15 protein-coding genes are annotated in these 18,784 nt (G+C 70.7%); 8 read left to right on the forward strand and 7 right to left on the reverse strand.

What is annotated here, in order from left to right:
* Positions 1-629 (reverse strand): endo-1,4-beta-xylanase (locus tag AB0B48_RS15080; RefSeq protein ID WP_357201137.1); only part of this gene is annotated, 629 nt, incomplete at its 3' end.
* Between the two features lie 339 nt (positions 630-968).
* On the reverse strand, positions 969-2,744 hold the full coding sequence (locus AB0B48_RS15085) for a family 43 glycosylhydrolase (RefSeq protein WP_357201202.1): 1,776 nt from the start codon (positions 2,742-2,744) through the stop codon (positions 969-971).
* Positions 2,745-3,431: 687 nt separating this feature from the next.
* Here AB0B48_RS15085 and AB0B48_RS15090 point away from each other — a divergent pair.
* The 3 genes from AB0B48_RS15090 to AB0B48_RS15100 all read left to right on the forward strand — a co-directional run bounded on the left by AB0B48_RS15090 (position 3,432) and on the right by AB0B48_RS15100 (position 7,887).
* Entirely contained in the window at positions 3,432-5,765 is a 2,334-nt protein-coding gene (locus AB0B48_RS15090) for a beta-L-arabinofuranosidase domain-containing protein (protein ID WP_357201140.1), read from the forward strand.
* Between the two features lie 161 nt (positions 5,766-5,926).
* Positions 5,927-6,865: a superoxide dismutase gene (locus AB0B48_RS15095; RefSeq protein WP_357201143.1), complete on the forward strand. Its 939-nt coding sequence runs from the start codon at positions 5,927-5,929 to the stop codon at positions 6,863-6,865.
* A gap of 134 nt (positions 6,866-6,999) precedes the next feature.
* Complete coding sequence (locus tag AB0B48_RS15100; protein ID WP_357201146.1) at positions 7,000-7,887, forward strand: endonuclease/exonuclease/phosphatase family protein; 888 nt, start codon at positions 7,000-7,002, stop codon at positions 7,885-7,887.
* Positions 7,888-7,963: 76 nt separating this feature from the next.
* Here AB0B48_RS15100 and AB0B48_RS15105 read toward each other — a convergent pair whose 3' ends face one another.
* Together AB0B48_RS15105 and AB0B48_RS15110 are read right to left on the reverse strand one after the other, a co-directional pair.
* Positions 7,964-8,848 (reverse strand): MHYT domain-containing protein, encoded by an 885-nt coding sequence (locus tag AB0B48_RS15105; protein ID WP_357201149.1) that lies wholly within the window; start codon positions 8,846-8,848, stop codon positions 7,964-7,966.
* Between the two features lie 165 nt (positions 8,849-9,013).
* Positions 9,014-9,271 (reverse strand): hypothetical protein, encoded by a 258-nt coding sequence (locus tag AB0B48_RS15110; protein ID WP_357201152.1) that lies wholly within the window; start codon positions 9,269-9,271, stop codon positions 9,014-9,016.
* A gap of 135 nt (positions 9,272-9,406) precedes the next feature.
* Here AB0B48_RS15110 and AB0B48_RS15115 point away from each other — a divergent pair, with 135 nt between their 5' ends.
* From AB0B48_RS15115 to AB0B48_RS15125, 3 genes are read left to right on the forward strand one after another with little or no spacing between them, the layout of a single operon-like run.
* Positions 9,407-10,243, forward strand: coding sequence for a CPBP family intramembrane glutamic endopeptidase (locus AB0B48_RS15115; RefSeq protein ID WP_357201155.1), 837 nt, complete (start codon positions 9,407-9,409; stop codon positions 10,241-10,243).
* Positions 10,240-11,394 (forward strand): histidine kinase, encoded by a 1,155-nt coding sequence (locus AB0B48_RS15120; RefSeq protein WP_357201158.1) that lies wholly within the window; start codon positions 10,240-10,242, stop codon positions 11,392-11,394. Before AB0B48_RS15115 ends, AB0B48_RS15120 begins: the two co-directional genes overlap by 4 nt.
* Positions 11,391-12,050, forward strand: coding sequence for a response regulator transcription factor (locus tag AB0B48_RS15125; protein WP_357201161.1), 660 nt, complete (start codon positions 11,391-11,393; stop codon positions 12,048-12,050). The genes AB0B48_RS15120 and AB0B48_RS15125 overlap by 4 nt, the downstream gene beginning before the upstream one ends.
* A 77-nt stretch (positions 12,051-12,127) precedes the next feature.
* On the opposite strand, the gene AB0B48_RS15130 is transcribed toward AB0B48_RS15125, so the two are convergent.
* Positions 12,128-14,929 (reverse strand): DEAD/DEAH box helicase, encoded by a 2,802-nt coding sequence (locus AB0B48_RS15130; protein WP_357201164.1) that lies wholly within the window; start codon positions 14,927-14,929, stop codon positions 12,128-12,130.
* A gap of 86 nt (positions 14,930-15,015) precedes the next feature.
* Between AB0B48_RS15130 and AB0B48_RS15135 the strand changes: the two genes are divergently transcribed.
* Complete coding sequence (locus AB0B48_RS15135; RefSeq protein ID WP_357201167.1) at positions 15,016-15,774, forward strand: HAD-IA family hydrolase; 759 nt, start codon at positions 15,016-15,018, stop codon at positions 15,772-15,774.
* A gap of 67 nt (positions 15,775-15,841) precedes the next feature.
* Positions 15,842-16,759, forward strand: a complete 918-nt coding sequence (locus tag AB0B48_RS15140; RefSeq protein WP_357201170.1) for an EamA family transporter — start codon at positions 15,842-15,844, stop codon at positions 16,757-16,759.
* On the opposite strand, the gene AB0B48_RS15145 is transcribed toward AB0B48_RS15140, so the two are convergent.
* Positions 16,722-17,663: a diacylglycerol kinase gene (locus tag AB0B48_RS15145; protein WP_357201205.1), complete on the reverse strand. Its 942-nt coding sequence runs from the start codon at positions 17,661-17,663 to the stop codon at positions 16,722-16,724. The two genes, AB0B48_RS15140 and AB0B48_RS15145, sit on opposite strands and share 38 nt — an antisense overlap.
* 164 nt (positions 17,664-17,827) lie before the next feature.
* Positions 17,828-18,778 (reverse strand): twin-arginine translocase subunit TatC, encoded by a 951-nt coding sequence (gene tatC / locus AB0B48_RS15150; RefSeq protein WP_355007963.1) that lies wholly within the window; start codon positions 18,776-18,778, stop codon positions 17,828-17,830.
* Positions 18,779-18,784 lie beyond the last annotated feature (6 nt).

Genomic DNA, 18,784 nt, shown 5'->3' on the forward strand with positions numbered 1-18,784 from the left:
TTGACCCCGTCGGTGTTGTAGTCGTTGTAACACAACTTCGCACCCGGATCCGCCGCCCGCGCCGCCCGGAAGGCCGCCTCGATCCAGTCGTTGCCAGTGCGCTGCAGGTTCGAGTCACGCCGCCCACCGGAACCACCGTCGGCGAACGCCTCGTTCACCACGTCCCAGGCGTAGATCTTCCCGCGGAAGTGCGTCGCCACCTGCGTGACGTGGTTGATCATCGCGTTGCGCAACGCGCTGCCCGACATACCCTGGGCCCAACCCGGCTCTTGCTGGTGCCACAAGAGCGCGTGACCGCGCACGCTCATGCCGTTGGCCTGCGCGTGGCTGACCAGACGATCACCACCGGTGTAGCTGAACCGACCCTGCTGCGGCTCGGTGGCGTCCCACTTCATCTCGTTCTCGGCCACGACACTGTTGAACTCACGGTTCAGGACGGTCGTGTAGACGCTGGTGGAGAGCTTGTTCGTCGCGACGGCCGCGCCGAAGTAACGGCCCTTCTCGGCCGCCGAGGCCCGGAGGGTCGTGCCGGCGCTGGCCGTGGAGGTCAGCGTCATCGCCATGCCTGCGGCGAGGGCACCGGTAACGGCGATGGTCACCGCCGCTCGCAGGGCTCTTCTGTGATTCATGCGGATTCCTTCTCTGTGGTGGTGCAGCGATGGAGACGCACGCCGGGAGCCGCTCCTGCGACATGGGGGATGTCAGCAACGATCGCCGTCGCGGCAGCGGTGCGGGGAGTCCTGACCCGACGTCCGGCATGCCCTGGGCGGACGTCACGGGTCGAGGTGCCACAGCAGGTTCGCCCGGTGAACCACAGGTGCGGCTGCCCTCAACCATCGACTGTGAGCGATAACATGCCGTTCGTCAAGTCGTAACCAACAGCGCCGGGAAACCTGTCGCTCCGTCACGGTGGTGGGCCTGTCGCCGTGCTGCCGGAGCCGTGCCGAGCACGGCCCCGGCAGCGACAGTCACTGGAACGAGGCGTCGTCGACCAGGAGGCTGTCGGTGCCCTCGGCTGTCTCGACGTAGAAGGTGGCGCTGGTCAGCGTGCCGCTCCACGACACTGTCGTGGTGCCGGTGAGCAGGGTCCAGCCGTTGACGTTCACTCCCACCGCCGGCGTCAGCTGGAGGTAGTTCGTCGTGCCGTTCGCGGTCAGCGACAGTGTCGCCTTCGCCGACGGGGTGCCGCCCTGTGCGCGTACCCAGACGTTCGTGGTGTAGCTCCTGCCGTTGGTAAGCGTGGCGGTCATGTCCTGGCCGGGGCCGTTCCAGGCACCGGTCCGGCCGGTGATCGACAGCGACCCGCCGCCACCGTGCGCCACGCTCGTGTTGCGGGAGAGCGTGCCGCTGCCGTGCACTCCCCAGCCCGTCGTGCCGTTCTCCACGTCGCCGTTGGTGAGCAGGTTGGTGACGGTGCCGCCGGTGCCGCCGAACTGCCACCAGTTGACGTTGAACAGGTTGCCGCTGCCGCCGGCGAAGCGCAGGTAGAGATCATGGGTGCCGGTCGCTCCGCTGATCGCGCAGGTGGTGGTGCTCCAGGTCTGCCAGCCGCCGGTGCCACCCACGGTGCAGGTGCCCACTGTCGGGCCGTTGGCGCTGTCGAGGCGCACCTCGATCCGCCCGCCGCTGGTGGCCGACGCGACCCGGGCGCTGAACGAGGTCGCACCCGCGCCGAACGCGACACCCTTGACCTTGATGTGGTCGCCGTTCTCGATCCAGCCGACGTTCATCCCGCCCTCGCTGGACACCTCGGTCTCGATCCCCGAGCCCCAGGCGATCGTCTCGGCCTCCTGCCGCACGTACGGGTTCAGGGTGCCCACCTGCGGCGCCCCCGTGGTGGTCATGTTGATCGTCGGGAACATGCCGCTGCTGGTGTAGGTGAACTTCTCCACCGCCACTGAACGGGTGTAACCGCTACCACCGGGCAACGCCCCGTTGTGATAGAAGAAATACGAACCGCCCTGGAAGTCGATCACACCCGCGTGATTGGTGAAACTGGCTCCCTGCCGCGGCATGATCGTTCCCCGATATGTCCACGGCCCCGTCGGTCCCGTCGCCGTGGAGTACGCGATGAATTCGGAGCAGCATTCCGCCGCGAACACGTTGTAGTACAAGCCGTTGCGTTTGAACACCCACGGCCCCTCCTCGTACAGCGTCGGCCGACTCGCATTACCGTTACGGGTGCCGAACCCCGCGGTCGTGAGTGGAATGCGTGTCGCGCTGCCGGAGAACGAAATCATGTCCGGGTTCAACTTCACGTACCACAGACCGGGGTTACCCCAGTACAGATACGCCTGTCCGTCATCGTCGATGAACGCGTGCGGGTCGATCTCGTTGTTGCCGACCAGTGGTCGACCGAGCGCGTCGCGGAACGGCCCGGTGGGGCTGTCGGCCACGCCGACGCCGATGACCATCTGCCCGTTGGAGCGCTGGCGCACCGGCACGTACCAGTAGAACTTTCCGTTACGCGGAACGACCTGCCCGGCCCACGCGTTGGCGTCCGCCCACGCGAACGTCGCCAGATTCATCGGCGAGCCGTGATCGGTCCAGTTCACCATGTCGGCGGACGAGTACACCCGCCATTCGCGCATGGTGAAGTAGGTGGATCCGTCCTCGTCGTGTCCGGTGTAGAGGTAGACCCGACCGTTGTGCACCATCGGCGCGGGGTCGGCGGTGTAGATGTTCTGGACGATGGGGTTGTCGGCCCTGGCCGTACCCGGGATCAGTGCGAGGAGGCAGGCCATGCTGGCCAGCCAGGCGACGGTTCGCCTGGTCCGGCGAGCGGCCCGGTTTGCGGTTGGATCCTTAACGTTCACGATTACTCCCACAGAGAGTGCGCGGTGCTTGACGGGGGGAGCCACCGCTGCGGCGGCCGCTCGAACGGGCTTGTGGTTCGCGCGCTGGGCAGCACGACCGGCGGCCGTGTTAGCGCTAACAGCTATTCGCCAATGCCTCCTTCCCCTATCTGGCCTGGATTTCTGTGTGGCGCGGGATGACCGTCGTAACCCCATCGCAGCATTGAGGCATCAACGTTGACATCGAAGATTTACGATGCACGGTACTGAGCCACCGGACGGGCGTCAACGGAGGGGCAGCCACCGGCAACGGTCACTCACGGCAACGCTCCGATGATCGCGAGCCCGGTAGATGTCCGTTTCGGACCACAACCGCCGCCGGGACCGGGCGACCCCGGGCCAGGTCGTCGCGTAAATGGGTCGACCAGACACTCCGGGGGTTGCGGGCATGTTAACGACGAACTATGTTAGCGATCACATCGATGTGCCGCGATAAGCGCAGGGGTGGGCACCCGGCGTCCACGGCGACCCACGTCCCACCCACCACACCGCTCCCGGCGTCGGCCCCCTTGTGCCGCCGACGACCCACCGCCATCGATGGCGGCCCCGACGTACCCGGCCACCTGGAGGTTCCCCATGCCATCCCTGCCCCTCAGCCGCCGCCACCTGCTTCAGGCCGCCGGAGCCACCGTGGTGGTCTCCGCGACCGGCGTCGCCGTCTCCCCCGCAAGCGCGTCCGCCGCCATCGTGCCCCCGGCCCGGTCCGACATCGGCGTCTCGGCGTACGGATTCGACCCGGGCCAGGTACGACTCACCGCCGGCCGTTGGATGGACAACCAGACCCGGACGCTGAACTACCTGCGGTTCGTCGACGTTGACCGGATGCTCTACAACTTCCGCGCCAACCACCGGCTGTCCACGAACGGCGCCGCCACCAACGGGGGCTGGGACGCGCCGAACTTCCCGTTCCGGACCCACATGCAGGGTCACTTCCTGAGCGCCTGGGCGTACGCGTACGCGGTGCTCGGCGACACCACCTGCCGGGACAAGGCGAACTACATGGTCGCCGAACTGGCCAAGTGCCAGGCGAACAACGGTGCCGCCGGGTTCGGCGCGGGTTACCTCTCCGGCTTCCCGGAGTCCGACTTCACCGCGCTGGAGGCACGGACGCTGTCCAACGGCAACGTGCCCTACTACTGCATCCACAAAACCCTCGCCGGTCTCCTCGACGTCTGGCGTTACATCGGCAACACGCAGGCCCGTACGGTGCTGCTGTCCCTCGCCGGCTGGGTCGACACCCGGACGGCCCGGCTGAGCTCCAGCCAGATGCAATCGATGCTGGGTACCGAGTTCGGTGGCATGAACGACGTGCTCGCCGACATCTACCAGCAGACCGGCGACTCCCGGTGGCTCACCACCGCCCAGCGGTTCGACCACGCCGCCGTGTTCAACCCCCTGGCCGCCAACCAGGACCAGCTCAACGGGCTGCACGCCAACACGCAGGTGCCCAAGTGGATCGGCGCCGCCCGGGAGTACAAGGCCACCGGGACCACCCGTTACCGGGACATCGCCAGCAACGCGTGGCGCATCACCGTGGGCGCGCACACCTACGCCATCGGCGGCAACAGCCAGGCGGAGCACTTCCGGGCACCGAACGCGATCGCCGGCTACCTCAGCAACGACACCTGCGAGCAGTGCAACACGCACAACATGCTTAAACTGACCCGGGAGCTGTGGCTGCTCGACCCGAGCCGGGCGGACTACTTCGACTTCTACGAGCGCGCGCTGATCAACCACCTGATCGGCGGGCAGAACCCGGCCGACAGCCACGGCCACATCACCTACTTCACCCCGCTGCGGCCGGGCGGTCGTCGGGGCGTGGGCCCGGCGTGGGGTGGCGGCACCTGGAGCACCGACTACAACTCGTTCTGGTGCTGCCAGGGCACCGGTCTGGAAATCAACACGAGGTTGATGGACTCCATCTACTTCTACAACGGGACCACGCTGAGTGTGAACCTGTTCGCGCCGTCGGTGCTGGACTGGACGCAACGCGGCATCACTGTCACCCAGAGCACCAACTTCCCGGTCAGTGACACCAGCACCCTCACCCTGAGCGGCTCGATGAGCGGCTCGTGGAGCATCCGGGTGCGGATCCCGTCCTGGACCAGCGGCGCGACGATCGCCGTCAACGGCACCGTGGAGAACGTGGCCACAACCCCGGGCAGCTACGCCACCGTCACGCGCACCTGGGCCGCCGGCGACACCATCACCGTTCGGCTGCCGATGCAGGTCGCCGTCCGGGCCTCCAACGACAACGCCACCATCGGCGCGATCACGTACGGCCCGGCGGTGCTGGCCGGCAACTACGGCAACACGGCGCTGAGCGCCCCGCCGACCATCACCGTCTCCTCGATCACCCGGACCAGCACCAGCTCACTCGCGTTCTCCGCGAGCGCCAACGGGTCCACAGTGAACCTCAGCCCCTTCCACGACGCCCACGGCTTCAACTACACGGTCTACTGGAACACCAGCGGAAGCGGCGGCACCGGCGGCAGCTACCGACTTGTCAACGTCGGCACCGGGCTGGTCCTCGGTATCCAGAACATGTCCACCGCCGACGGTGGTCTGGCCGTGCAGTGGAGCGACAGCGGCACCGCGGACCACAACTGGGTGGTCATCACCGACGGCAACGCCGTCCGGTTCCGCAACGTCAACAGCGGCAAGGTCCTGGGCGTGGAGAACATGTCCACCGCCGACAACGCCCGGGTCCTCCAGTGGGCCGACAACGGCACCGCCGATCACCGGTGGATCCTGGTCGACAACGGCGACGGCACCTACAAGATCCGCAACGTCAACAGCAACAAGCTGCTCGGAATCCTGAACGGGTCGACCGCCTGGGGAGCGCAGGCCGTGCAGGATCCGGACAACGGCAGCGCGGACAACCGGTGGAGGCTGGTCCGCAACGCCTGACCTCCGCCCCCGCTCGACGGGCTCACCGGCGCGGTCACCCGAAGGCCGCGCCGGTGACGCCGGGCGGGCGCCCGTCAGCGGTCGTACAGTGGGGAGGGTCCTGGCCCCAGTGAACGTGGCGGACGTGTCGGCTCGTGCCGCTTCCGCCCGGAAGGAGCACAGTGAACCGCCCCCTCCGCACCACGCTTGGCAGCGCGTTGGCCGCCGTCATGCTGGCCACCGTCGCCGTCGCGCCGGCGCAGGCGCACCCCGCAGGGCGCCCGCCGGCCGTCCTCGCCCTCCCCGACGGGTTCCAGCCCGAGGGCATCGCCACCGCCGGCCGGTACGCCTACTTCGGCTCCCGCGCCACCGGTGCCATCCAGCGCGTCGACCTGGTCACCGGCCGGGGCACGACGATCGGCGCGGCGACCGGCACGCCGTCGCTCGGCCTCAAGGTCGACACACGTGGCCGGCTCTTCGTCTCCGGTGGCACGGCTGGCGACGCTCGCGTGCTCGACACCCGCACCGGCGAGGTGCTGGCCCGCTACCAGTTCGCCACCGCCCCGACGTTCGTCAACGACGTCGTGCTGACCCGCGACGCGGCATACTTCACCGACTCGAACCGGCCGGTGCTCTACCGGCTGCCGCTCGGTCGCGGTGGCGCGCTGCCGCCCGCCGACGCCTTCACCACGATCACGCTGACCGGCGCGTACGAGCAGGTCGGCACGGGGGTGAACCTCAACGGCATCGCCACCACACCCGACGGCCGGGCGCTGATCGTCGTCCAGTCCTCCACCGGCACGTTGTACCGGGTCGACCCGGCGACCGGGGCGAGCACCGTCGTGGACGTGCCGGGCCACACCTTCACCAACGGCGATGGACTTCTCCTGCTCGGCCGCACCCTTTACGTCGTGCAGAACCGCCTCAACCAGATCGCGGTGGTCCGGCTGAACCACTCTGGCACCGCCGGAGCGCTCACCGGCACCATCACCGATCCGCACTTCGACGTACCCACCACCGTCGCCAAGGCGCTGGGCCGGCTCTACCTGCCCAACGCCCGGTTCACCACACCGCCGACCCCCACCACGCCCTACACGGCGGTCGCGGTCCGCGCCCACTGAGCGACCCGAGGGGCACCCGCCGCGCGGGTGCCCCCTCGGCCCACCGCTCCTGGGACCTCGATCGTCGTTTCGGCCGCCAGTAAGATCACTGGCACCTCGGCGACGACTGTCGCCTCGCGCACCCCGGAGTCCGTGTGGCCGCCCGTCCCTATCGGTTCCTGCGCCGAACCCTGGTCGTGGGCTGCATCCTCGCCGCCGCCGCACTGCCCGCCAACCCGCAGGCCGCACCACCGGCCGCACCGCCGGCCGCGCCCACCGGCGTCGCGCAACCCACGGTCCTGCGAATGCTGCAGATGAACCTCTGCAACAGTGGCCTCGCCGGCTGCTACACCGGCCGCGCGATGGCCAGGGCCGCAGAGGTGATCACCGCCGAGGCGCCCGACCTGGTCACCCTCAACGAGATCTGCGCGGACGACCTGCCGGCCCTGCGCCGGGTGTTCCAAACCGTCCACCCTGGCCAGAGCGTGGTGGCCGCGTTCCAGGCCGCCGGCGACCGCCCGAGCGGCGACGACACCCGCTGCCGCAACGGACAACGGTTCGGCATCGGGTTACTGGCCCACCTGCGGACGCCGGGCACACCGAGCACCGTGTACGCCGGAACCCACCCCACGCAGGACCTCGCGGACCCCGAGGAACGGGCCTGGCTCTGCGTCGACGTCGACAGCGCTCTGCTCGCCTGCACCACGCACCTGTCGGCCAGCGGCGGCTACCGCGTCGCGCTCGCGCAGTGCGACCACCTGCTCGGCACCATCCTGCCGACGATCAGCCGCGACGCCGGGTACGAGCCGACAGTGCTCGGCGGTGACCTCAACCTGCGCGCCGGCCCCGACCCCGACGTGCGGTCCTGCATCCCACCTGGCCATCAGCGGGTCGACGATGGCCGACTGCAACACGTCACGGCGACCGCCGACATCACCCTCTGCTGTCGCAGCCAGGTGCCCATGAACGGGACGACCGACCACCCCGGGCTGCTGGTCACCCTCACGATCGACAGCAGCCGTCCCGGCCGGCGGCCGGCCTGATCCCCCTCCGCCCGGGCACCGAGACGGCCGGATCCACGAGGTCGCCAGCACCGCGGCGCGGGCCGGCCGTACGGCGTCAGCGCGGCGGCGTGTCCCGGCGGGACGGGAACGGAGTACCGGGCTGGCCGAGGGTGGAGCGGGCGCGCAACCCGACCGGGTCGGGAGCGGGGGCGGGTGCCGGGGCCGGCGGCTCCGAGAGCCGCAGCCCGTTCAGGTACGCGGTGGCGGCCCGGTCGTCATCGGTCGGAGCGGCGAGCAGCGCGTAGAGCAGACCGACCACGCCGAAGATCACCGCCAGCACGATCGGCACCAGCAGGGTGCTCACCCCGGCGCCGGTCACCTCACCCGCCCGCTCGTGGCGGTGCACCGACAGGGCGCTCATGCCGGTGAAGTGCATCCCGTTGACGGCGATCCCCATGACCAGCGCGGACGCGAAGATCGCCAAGCCCCGCCGGACGGTCATCGCGAGCCACAGCGCGACGGTGGACGCCACCACGGCGATGACCACCGAGAGCACGACCCGGACCGTGTCGTAGCCGAGGGTGCCGTTGAGGCGCATGGCGGCCATGCCGGTGTAGTGCATGGAGGCCACGCCGACGCCGGTGAAGACACCGCCGGCGATCAGTCGTACCGGATTGAGCCGGCCGGTGCCCACGATGGCCAGGCCGATACCGACCGCCACCACGGCGATGACGGTGCTGGCCGCGGTCAGCGGCACGTCGTAACGGATCCGGGTGTTCTCGACGGCGAAGCCGAGCATGGCCATGAAGTGCATCGCCCAGATGGCGGTGCCGCCCAGCGCCCAGGCCGACAGCAGACCCCACCACGCCCGCTGGCCGTTCGTCCGGGCCGTACGGATGCGCCCGGCGCAGACCAGACCGAGGATCGAGCCGAGCACGGACAGCGCGTAACTCAACGCGGGCGTGATCCACCCGTACTCAAAGTGATTGATTTCCGCCACGGCGGCTTTCTCCCCATTCGTTACCGATGCGTCAACAAGACGCCCCGGCAATGATCAGGGGTGCTGTGATCAGGCGCAATAGGCCCCCCGGGCTATTCGAGGGGTGCCGTTTCGGTAACCGTCCGCTGCGTCGATTTACCCGACGAAAGTTGCTGGGCGTAACTATCACGCTGACGTGTGGTACGCGAGAACGCCTCGATTGACGGCCGCTATAGCCTGTCGAGCTGTCGACCGCAGCTCCGTTGTGGCACCGCCGGAGTCGGCAATCTGACCGAGCAGGTCGACGACCTGGCGGGTCCACCGGACGAGGTCACCGGCGGACATCTCACCATCGATCTCATGACCGCTGCCGAGCACCTTCGCCAGCGCCTCCCCCGGGCCCCCGGGAAGCGCGGCCTCCCGGGTGTGGCGCGGTGCGGGCACGCACCTCGACGGCCCGTTTGTCCCCCGTGCGAGCTACCGCAGGTGCGCTCCGAGCGGTGACGATTTCCGGCAGGCGAAAAAATAGCGTTCAACCCAGGCCGCTGCGCCCGTGCAACGGCCTTGGGAAGGACTCCGATGCGTTTCGTAAAGCAACTCGTGGCCGTCGCGGCGGTCGCTTTCGCCGGCGGCCAGGCCATCGTCGCCGCGCAGGGCAACGACTGGCTCACACTGCCACTCGGCGTGCTGACGTCGGTGCTCGCCATCCTCGTCTACATCTGGGTCGTACGGCGTACCGAACGTCGCGCGGTCACCGAACTCGCGAGGGCCGGAGCCGTCTCGCAGACCGGCCTGGGAACGGTGCTCGGGGTCGGGATGTTCGTGGCCGTCCTCGTCACCATCGCGCTCTCCGCCGAGTACCACATCAACGGCTTCGGTTCGGCGACGGGCGCGATGGGGCTGGTCGGGTTCATGGCCGCCGCCGCCGTGACCGAGGAGGTGCTCTTCCGCGGCGTCCTGTTCCGCATCATCGAGGAACGCGCCGGCACCTGGATCGCCCTGCTCCTCTCCGGGGTGGCGTTCGGCATGATGCATCTGACCAACCCGGATGCCAGCCTGTGGGGCGCGACCGCGATCACGATCGAGGCCGGGTTCATGTTCGCCGCCGCCTACGCCGCAACCCGCAACCTGTGGCTGCCGATCGGCCTGCACTTCGGCTGGAACATCGCCGCGGGCGGCATCTTCAGCTCCGTGGTTTCGGGCAACGAGCAGTCGAAGGGCCTGCTGGAGACTGCGATGTCGGGCCCGGCGCTGCTCACCGGGGGTAACTTCGGCCCCGAGGCGAGCGTGTTCGCGGTCACGGCGGGCGTGCTGATGACCGCGGGGTTCATGTGGATGGCTCACCGCCGCGGCACCATCGTCCCGCGTCGCCGCCGCGCGGCCGCCGCCCCGGCGACGGTTACAGTCACCGCGTGATCGACCGTCGGACGTTCCTGGACCGGTGGCGGCAGCACGCCGTCACGGTCCGGGATCTCCCGGTGGCACTGCTGCTCGCCGCCGCGTCGGTGGTGCCGGCGTTGCAGGACCGCGGGACGCAGCTCGGCGACCTGCCGGCGCGTCCCTTCGACGCGCTGGCCACCGTGGCGATCCTCCTCCAGTGCCTGCCACTCGCCGTCCGTCGACGCTGGCCGGCGCTCTGCCTCACCCTGGTGTCCCTCGGCTTCGCGCTCGACCAGCTCCGGGCCTACCACACGGTGGCGGGTGCCGGGCTTGCCATCGCGCTGGTGAGCGCGGCGGCCCACCTCGACCAGCACCGGCGGACCGCGGTGGTCCTGGCCTCCGCCGCGTACGTGTCGCTGGCTGTCGCCCTGCATCGGCAAGGCTCGACCGAGGGCGTGCTCGGGTTCGGCACGTTCTATCTGATGCTGGCCTTCGCGTGGGGCATCGGGGTGTGGCTACGGCAGTCCCGGGCAGCCGAGGCGGAACGCCGTCGACACGTCGCCCTGGCAGCCCGCAACGCCGAACGCACTCGCATCGCCAGCGAACTCCACGACGTGGTGACCCACCATGTGACGGCGATGGTCGTGCAGGCGGAGGCGGCGCGTTACCTGACCGCCGCCCCCGAGCGCCTCGACACGACCCTGACCGCCATCACCGACACAGGCCGGCGGGCCATCACCGACCTGCGGCATCTGCTCGACCTGCTCAACCCCGACCACGCCACCGATCCTCGTACGCCGGCCGTCGGCGACCTGCGCGCCCTCGTGGAGCAGACCCGCCGGGCCGGGCAGCCTGTGGAGTTCACCGAGGAGGGCAGCCCCGCGGGGGTGACCGGCGGCAGCGAGGTCGTCGCCTACCGGGTCGTGCAGGAGGCGCTGACGAACGCCCTCAAGCACGACCACGGCAGCCGCGCCATCGTCCACGTGCGGCACGGCGAAAGGGACACCTCGGTGAACGTCAGCACCGACGGATCGGGCTCGCCCGCCGCGACGCCCGGTGGGAGCGGGCGTGGCCTCGCCGGGCTACGCGAACGGGTCCACGTGCTCGGTGGCGAGTTCAGCGCGGAACGGCAGGCGGGCGGCGGTTTCGTCGTGCGGGCCCGCATCCCCACCGGGAGCCCGTCGTGACCGCGTCTGTCCGGGTGCTTGTCTGCGACGACCAGGAGCTGATCCGCACCGGCTTCGCCACGATCATCGACGCCCAGCCCGACATCGACGTGGTGGGCGAGTGCGGCAACGGGCGCGACGCTGTCGCCCTCGCCCGCCGGCTGCGCCCGGACGTGGTCGTCATGGACGTACGGATGCCGATCCTCGACGGCATCGGGGCGACCCGGCTGCTGGCCGGCCCCGGGGTCACCGAGCCCGTCAAGGTGCTCGTGGTGACGACGTTCAACCTCGACGAGTACGTGTACGAGGCGCTGCGCGCCGGGGCGAGCGGTTTCCTGCTCAAGGACGCCCCTCCGGCCCAACTGCTGCACGGCATCCGCACTGTCGCGTCCGGTGCCGCGCTGCTGGCGCCCGAGGTGACCCGGCAGCTCGTGGGCAGGTACGCCGAGCGGATCCGCCCGGCCGGGGGCACCGTGGACGACGTCGGCCTGACTCCGCGTGAGCTGGAGGTGTTGCGCCTCGTCGCCACCGGCCTGTCCAACGGCGAGATCGCCGCCCGGCTGGTGATCAGCCAGGAGACCGTGAAGACCCACGTGTCACGGATCCTCACCAAGCTCGACCTGCGCGACCGGGTGCAGGCGGTCGTCTACGCCTACCGGACGGGCCTGGTGAGCTGACTGTCGACGTCAGCGGGGCGGGTTGTCCGGCGCGACCGCTGCGTCGATCAGCCGACGGTCTTCACCGGGAGTAGTAATCAGACCGAGGTGTGGTAGGCCAGAACACCCCGGTTGACCGCCGCGATCGCCTGCCGGGCGGTGGACCGCAGCTCCGGCGAAGCGCCCCCGGAGTCGGCAAGCTGACCGAGCAGATCGACGACCTGTCGGGCCCACCGGACGAAGTCACCGGCGGGCATCTCACCATCGATCTCGTGACCGCTGCCGAGCACCTTCGCCAGCGCCTCCCCCCGGGCCCACCGGTAGACGGGCCAGGCGAAACCGAGATCCGGCTCCCGGGTCGCCGTCAGCCCTCGCGCCGCCTCGTCGGCCTCGATCTCCCCCCACAGCTTCAGCGTCTCGTCCACCGCGTCGGCCACCGGCCCGCGCGGCAGCGACGCCCTCTCGTCGACATCGCGGCGCGCCTCGAACACCACCACCGACACCGCGGCGGCCAGCTCGGCCGGGGACAGCCCGTTCCACACCCCCCGGCGCAGGCACTCGGCGACCAGCAGGTCCGCCTCGGTCCAGATCCGGCCCAGCATCCGACCGGCGTCGGTGACCGCGCCGTCGCGGGCGAGGTAGCCACGCTCGGTCAGCAGCGCCACGATCCGGTCGAACGTTCGCGCGAGGGACCCGGTACGACCACTGACGCGCTCGCGCAGCTCCTCGGTGTCGCGCTCCAGCCGCCGACGCCGCTCAGCCCAGCGGGCGTGATCCTCGCGCTCCGGGCAGGCGTGGCAGGGGTGGTGACGCAGCTCGCTGCGGAGCTGGGTGATCTGGTGGTCCTCGCCGGTCGCCTGCCGGGAACGGCCCCCGCGTCGGCCAGCGTGCCGATCCAGGCCGGTGCCGCTGACCTCGGCGGCGAGATCCCGCCGGGCGCCCGGGGACCGGTGGTTGAAGTGTTTGGGCACCCGGATCCGGGCCAACACCTCGGCCGGAGTGGTGAAGTCGCCGGGGCTGACCCGCCCGGCCCAACGGTCCTGGGTAAGCACCAACGGACGGGGCTCACCGAACCCACCGGTCGCCGGGTCCAACACCACGGCCAGCCCAGCCCGCCGGCCCGACGGCACCCGGATCACGTCGCCGACCCGTAGCCGCTCCAGCGAGGCCACCGCGGCGGCCTTGCGCTGGGTCTGCCCCTGCCGGGCGATCGCCTTCTCCCGATCGGCGATCGCCACCCGCAGCGCGAAGTACTCGTCGAAGTCGCCGTGGTGGCAGGCGGCCTCCGCGCCGTACGCCTCGATGGTCTCGGTGTTGCGCTGCACCTGCCGGGCCAGGCCGACCACCGACCGGTCCGCCTGGAACTGGGCGAACGAGGACTCCAGCAGCGCCCGGGCCGGCTCCGCGCCGACCGTGCCGACCAGGTTCACCGCCATGTTGTACGACGGCCGGAAGCTGGAGCGCAGCGGATAGGTGCGGGTGGACGCGAGCCCGGCCACGTGCCGTGGGTCAATCTCCGGGGACCACACCACGACGGCGTGCCCCTCCACATCGATGCCTCGGCGGCCGGCACGCCCGGTGAGCTGGGTGTACTCCCCCGGGGTCAGGTCGACGTGCGCCTCGCCGTTGTACTTGACCAGCCGTTCCAGCACCACGCAGCGGGCCGGCATGTTGATGCCCAAAGCCAGCGTCTCGGTGGCGAAGACCGCCTTGACCAGGCCGCGGACGAACAGCTCCTCGACGACCTCCTTGAACACCGGCAGCATGCCGGCGTGGTGGGCGGCCAGGCCGCGTTCCAGGCCGTCGAGCCACTCCCAGTAGCCCAGGACCGACAGGTCCTCGCCGGGAATGGCGGTGACCCGCGACTCGACGACCCGGCGGATCTCGGCCCGTTCCTCCGCCGAGGTGAGCCGCAACCCGGCGGCGAGGCACTGCTGCACCGCGGCGGCGCAACCGGCCCGGCTGAAGATGAACAAGATCGCCGGTAGCAGACCCTCCCGGTCCAGCCGGTCGACGATGTCCGGGCGCAACGGGCCACGCCAACGCGGGCCACGCCGGCCGGCACCGGGCCCGGCGCTGCGCCCCTCCCCCAACTCCAGCCGCCGCGCGGTCTCCCGGGTGTAGCGCAGCAACTCCGGGTGCACGTCGTGCTTGCGGGCGGCGTCGGCGTCGTGGAACAGGTCGAACATCCGCTTGCCGACCAGCATGTGCTGCCACAACGGCACCGGCCGGTGCTCACTGACCACCACGGCGGTCTCCCCGCGCACGGTGACCAGCCAGTCGGCGAACTCCTCGGCGTTGGAGACCGTCGCCGACAACGAGACCAGGGTGACCGAAGCCGGCAGGTGAATGATCACCTCTTCCCACACTCCACCGCGGAACCGGTCAGCCAGGTAGTGCACCTCGTCCATCACCACGTACGCGAGGCCCTGGAGGGTGCTGGAGCCCGCGTAGAGCATGTTGCGCAGCACCTCGGTGGTCATCACCACCACCGGCGCGTCGCCGTTGATCGCGTTGTCGCCGGTCAGCAGGCCGACCTGCTCGGCGCCGTACCGGGCGACCAGGTCGTGGTACTTCTGGTTGGACAGCGCCTTGATCGGGGTGGTGTAGAAGCACTTGCGTCGCACCGGTGGGGTCGTCGCGTCGACGGCGGGCGCCGGGTCGTCGGGCCGACCCCGCAACGCCAGGTGGACGGCGAACTCCCCGACCACCGTCTTACCGGCGCCGGTGGGAGCGCAGACCAGCACACCGCTGCCCCGCTCCAGCGACTGGCACGCCTCCCGCTGGAAGTCGTCGAGGTCGAACCCCAACTCGAGGGCGAACTCGTCCAGCGCCGGAAACTGTGCGGCTTGTGCGGCCTTGCGGCGCGCCGCTGCGTACCGCTCGGCGGGGCTCGACATGGCACCAAGATTAGTGCGTGCCGCGTCATGTCACCCCACAAGGCCGTCCGGAGGCTCGGTCGGGGGCGGTCGGTAGGGTGCACGGCGTGCCGGACCATGCCGAACCGCCCCAGACCAGTCCGCCGGGCACCACCGAGCGCCGGGCGTCCCGACGCCCTGTCAAGGCGGTGCTCTTCGACTTCCACGGCACCCTGGCCCAGGTGGAGGAGCCCCAGCGGTGGGTGTCGGAGGCCGCGGCGGCGTGCGGCGTCACCCTGGACCGCGTCCGCGCCACCTCACTGGCCGACCGACTGCTCACCGCCGGACGCGCCGGCGGGCCACTGCCGGCACGGGTGCCGCCCCGACTCGCCGAACTGTGGGCCGACCGGGACCTCTACCAACACGCCCACCGGGGCGCGTACACCGGGCTGGCCGAGACCGTCGACGCCGGCATCGACGGCTTCGCCGACGCGCTCTACGAGCGGCTGCTGACCACCGAGGGCTGGCTGCCGTACGCCGACACCGCCCCCACGCTGACCGCGTTACGCGATGCCGGGGTGCCGGTGGCGGTGGTCAGCAACATCGGCTTCGACCTGCGGCCACACTTCGACGCCTGGGGGCTGACAGACCTGGTCGGCGCGTTCGTGCTCTCGTACGAGGTGGGGCGCTGCAAACCCGACCCGGCGATCTTCTGGCGTGCCTGCGGCATGCTGGGCGTCGACCCGGAGCAGACCCTGATGGTCGGTGACACCCCGGCGGACGCGGGCGCGGTGGCCGCCGGCTGCTCGGCGCTGGTGCTCCCGGCAGCCGAGCCGGGCCGGGAGAACGGGCTGGGCGCGGTGCTCGACCTCGCCCTGCCCGGCTGACCTGCGGTTGCCTCGGCCACGCCGGTGGATGCCGCCGCAGGTTGGCCAGGGCGGACGGCCTAGCGTCGTGCCCGTGACCGAGATCCTGCTGCCCACGACGGCACCGGCAGAAACGCCACCAGCCCGCGGCGGCGGCGTCGTCGCGGTGGGGCTGGTGCTCGGTGGGGCCCTGTCGGTGCAGTTCGGCGCCGCCGTGGCCGCGTTGCTCTTCCCGCGTACCGGGGTGGCCGGTGCGGTGACCCTGCGGCTGACCATCGCGGCGGTGCTGCTGCTCGTCGTGTGCCGGCCCCGCCTGCGCGGACACGACCGGTCGGCCTGGCTGGCGGCCGGCGCGTTCGGGCTGGCGCTGGCCGGCATGAACTCGCTGTTCTACCAGGCCATCGAACGCATCCCCCTCGGCCCGGCGGTGACGCTCGAGGTGCTCGGCCCCCTCGCGCTGTCGGTGTTCTCCGCCCGCCGACTGGCCAGCTGGGGCTGGGCGGGGCTCGCGCTGGCCGGGGTGGCCCTGCTCGGGCAGGGCGGCTTCGACAGGCTGAACCCGGTCGGCGTGGCCTTCGCGTTCGGCGCGGGCGCCATGTGGGCCGCGTACATCGTGCTGAGCGCCCGGGTCGGCGGCCGCTTTCCCGGCGCGGACGGGCTGGCCCTGGCGCTGACCGTCGCCGCGCTGGTCACCCTGCCGCTGGGCATCGTCGACGGCGGCGCGGCGCTGCTCGACCCGCGGGTGCTGGCCCTCGGCGCCGCCCTCGCCGTGCTCGCCTCCGGGCTGCCCTACACCCTGGAGCTGATGGCGCTGCGGCGGATGCCCACCGCCACCTTCGCCGTTCTTATGAGCCTCGGCCCGGCCGTCGCCACCCTCGCCGGCTGGCTGGTGCTGCGGCAGGAGTTGACAGTGCTGGAGTGCACCGCCATCGTGCTGGTGATCGTCGCCAGCATCGGCGCGGTACGGGTCAACGCAGCAGCCGCACGGCGCCCGGAACCGCGCTGATCGTCACCGGCAACTCCAGGGAGCGTTCCCCGTCGGCGTACGACGTGATGCCCTCGGCCGCCAACTCCACGGTGCGGGCCCGGAAGCTGCGCACCAGCGGATGACTGATGTGGGTGCCCTGGTAGATACGCGGCTTCACCCGGACCAGGGTGCGCCGGTTGACCCGACCCGCCACCACCACGTCGAGCAGCCCGTCGGTCGGGTCCGCGTCGGGGCAGATCCGCATCCCACCGCCGTACGTGGGGCAGTTGCCCACCGCCACGAGCACCGCGTCCAGGTCGTGCGGCACCCCGTCGAGGCGCAGCGTGTAGCGGCGTGGGCGCAGCCGGGCCAGCTCGACCAGGATCGCCAGGTCGTATCGGCGCGGGCCGCGGGGCCAGCGCATCCGGTTGGCCCGCTCGTTGACGATCGCGTCGAAGCCAGCCGCGAGGACCGCCCCGTACCAGCGCTCGACGCCGTCGACTCCTACCATCCGGGCCAGGTCGACCGGTTGACTGCGGCCGTCGCGTACCGCCTCGGCGATCACCGCCGCCGCAGCTAGGGGGTCGGCCGGAAAGCCGGTGTCCAGGGCGAAGTCGTTGCCGGTGCCGGCCGGGATCGGGCCGAACGGCACGTCGGTCCCGGCGACCGCCTGCAACGCCCGGTGCACGGTGCCGTCGCCGCCGACCGCCACCAGCGCACCCGCGCCGTCCGCGACCGCCTGACGGCATGCCGCCTCCGCCTCGCCCGGGCTGGACGCCGACAGCACTCGAAGCGGCCGACCCGCGTCGGCCAGCCCGTCCAACAACCGGGGCAGCAGTGCGCTGTACCGTCCCCGACCGGCGGACGGGTTGGTGAGCACGGCCACCGGCCCACCGGCGAGCGGGGCGCGGTCGACGGGTTCGCCGGCGACCGGGCCGGGCAGGTGGTCGTCTGCGGTCACGGGCAGCACCGTACCGGTCGGACACCCGCCGTTCACCAGGGGCAGGTGCCGTCACCAACAGTTCCGCCGCCGCCGCGGCAGGTGACGCGACGACGCCGCCCCCGAAACACGGGGACGGCGTCGGTGGACCGGTCGGCGCGGAGCCGTCAGGTCATGTCGTCGTAGCGGCGTTCGATCGGCGCCGGTTTGGCGATCGGCTCGGGTTCGCCGATCGGCGCTGCCGAGTCGACCCGCTGCCCGGCCACGACCGGGTCCGCGTCGAACTCCAACGGCGACACCTCGTCGTCGTCGATGCCGGCGTAGATCTCCTTGCCGCGCCCACGCCGCTTGTCGTTGAGGAAGGCGACGCCCACCGCACCGAAGTAGAGAGCGGAGAGGCAGATCGCCAGGGCCGTCATGCCGAACGGGTCCGGCGTCGGAGTGACCACGGCGGAAAACGCGAAGAACACGAAGATCGCCACGCGCCACCAGCTGAGCAACCGCTTCGCGCTGGCGATGCCCACGAAGTTGAGCATCAGCACGACGAGCGGGAACTCGAAGGCCACGCCGAACAACAGGATCAGGTTGGTGACGAAGGAGATGTACTTGGTGATCTCCAAGGTCGTGCTGATCTCGCTGTCCGAGATGCTGAGCAGGAACTCCAAGCCCTTGGCCGTGACGAAGTACGCCAGCACCGCACCGGCCGCGAACAGCGGCGCGGCGAGGGCGGTGAAGAAGTACGCGTAGCGCCGCTCGTGCCGGTGCAGGCCGGGCGCGATGAACGCCCAGAGCTGGTACAGCCAGATCGGTGCGGCCACGATCAACCCGACCCAGAGCGCGACCTTCAGGTTGAGCAGGAACAGGTCGGCCGGGCCGAGCTGCACGAACTCGCACTTGCCGTCGACATATCGGGCCTGCGGCAGGTCACAGTAGGGCTGCTGGAGCAGGTGCAGCACCGGCTTGGCCAACCAGAAACCGAAGCCGAACCCGATGAGGATCGCCACGGACGCGCGGAACAGACGGTTGCGCAGCTCACGAACGTGCTCGATGAGCGTCATCGAGCCGTCGGCGGCCCGTTCGAACGACTTGGGGCCGCGTTTACGCAGTGCGAAGGCCACGGGAGT

This window comes from Micromonospora sp. NPDC049089, assembly GCF_040648775.1.
Taxonomy (GTDB): Bacteria; Actinomycetota; Actinomycetes; order Mycobacteriales; family Micromonosporaceae; genus Micromonospora.

Excerpts from the sequence above, each read along its gene's own strand:
- AB0B48_RS15085 (WP_357201202.1), bottom strand. The coding sequence starts at position 2,744 with ATGGCCTGCCTCCTCGCACTGATCCCGGGTACGGCCAGGGCCGACAAC.
- AB0B48_RS15090 (WP_357201140.1), top strand. The coding sequence starts at position 3,432 with ATGCCATCCCTGCCCCTCAGCCGCCGCCACCTGCTTCAGGCCGCCGGA.
- AB0B48_RS15115 (WP_357201155.1), top strand. The coding sequence starts at position 9,407 with ATGCGTTTCGTAAAGCAACTCGTGGCCGTCGCGGCGGTCGCTTTCGCC.
- AB0B48_RS15130 (WP_357201164.1), bottom strand. The coding sequence starts at position 14,929 with ATGTCGAGCCCCGCCGAGCGGTACGCAGCGGCGCGCCGCAAGGCCGCA.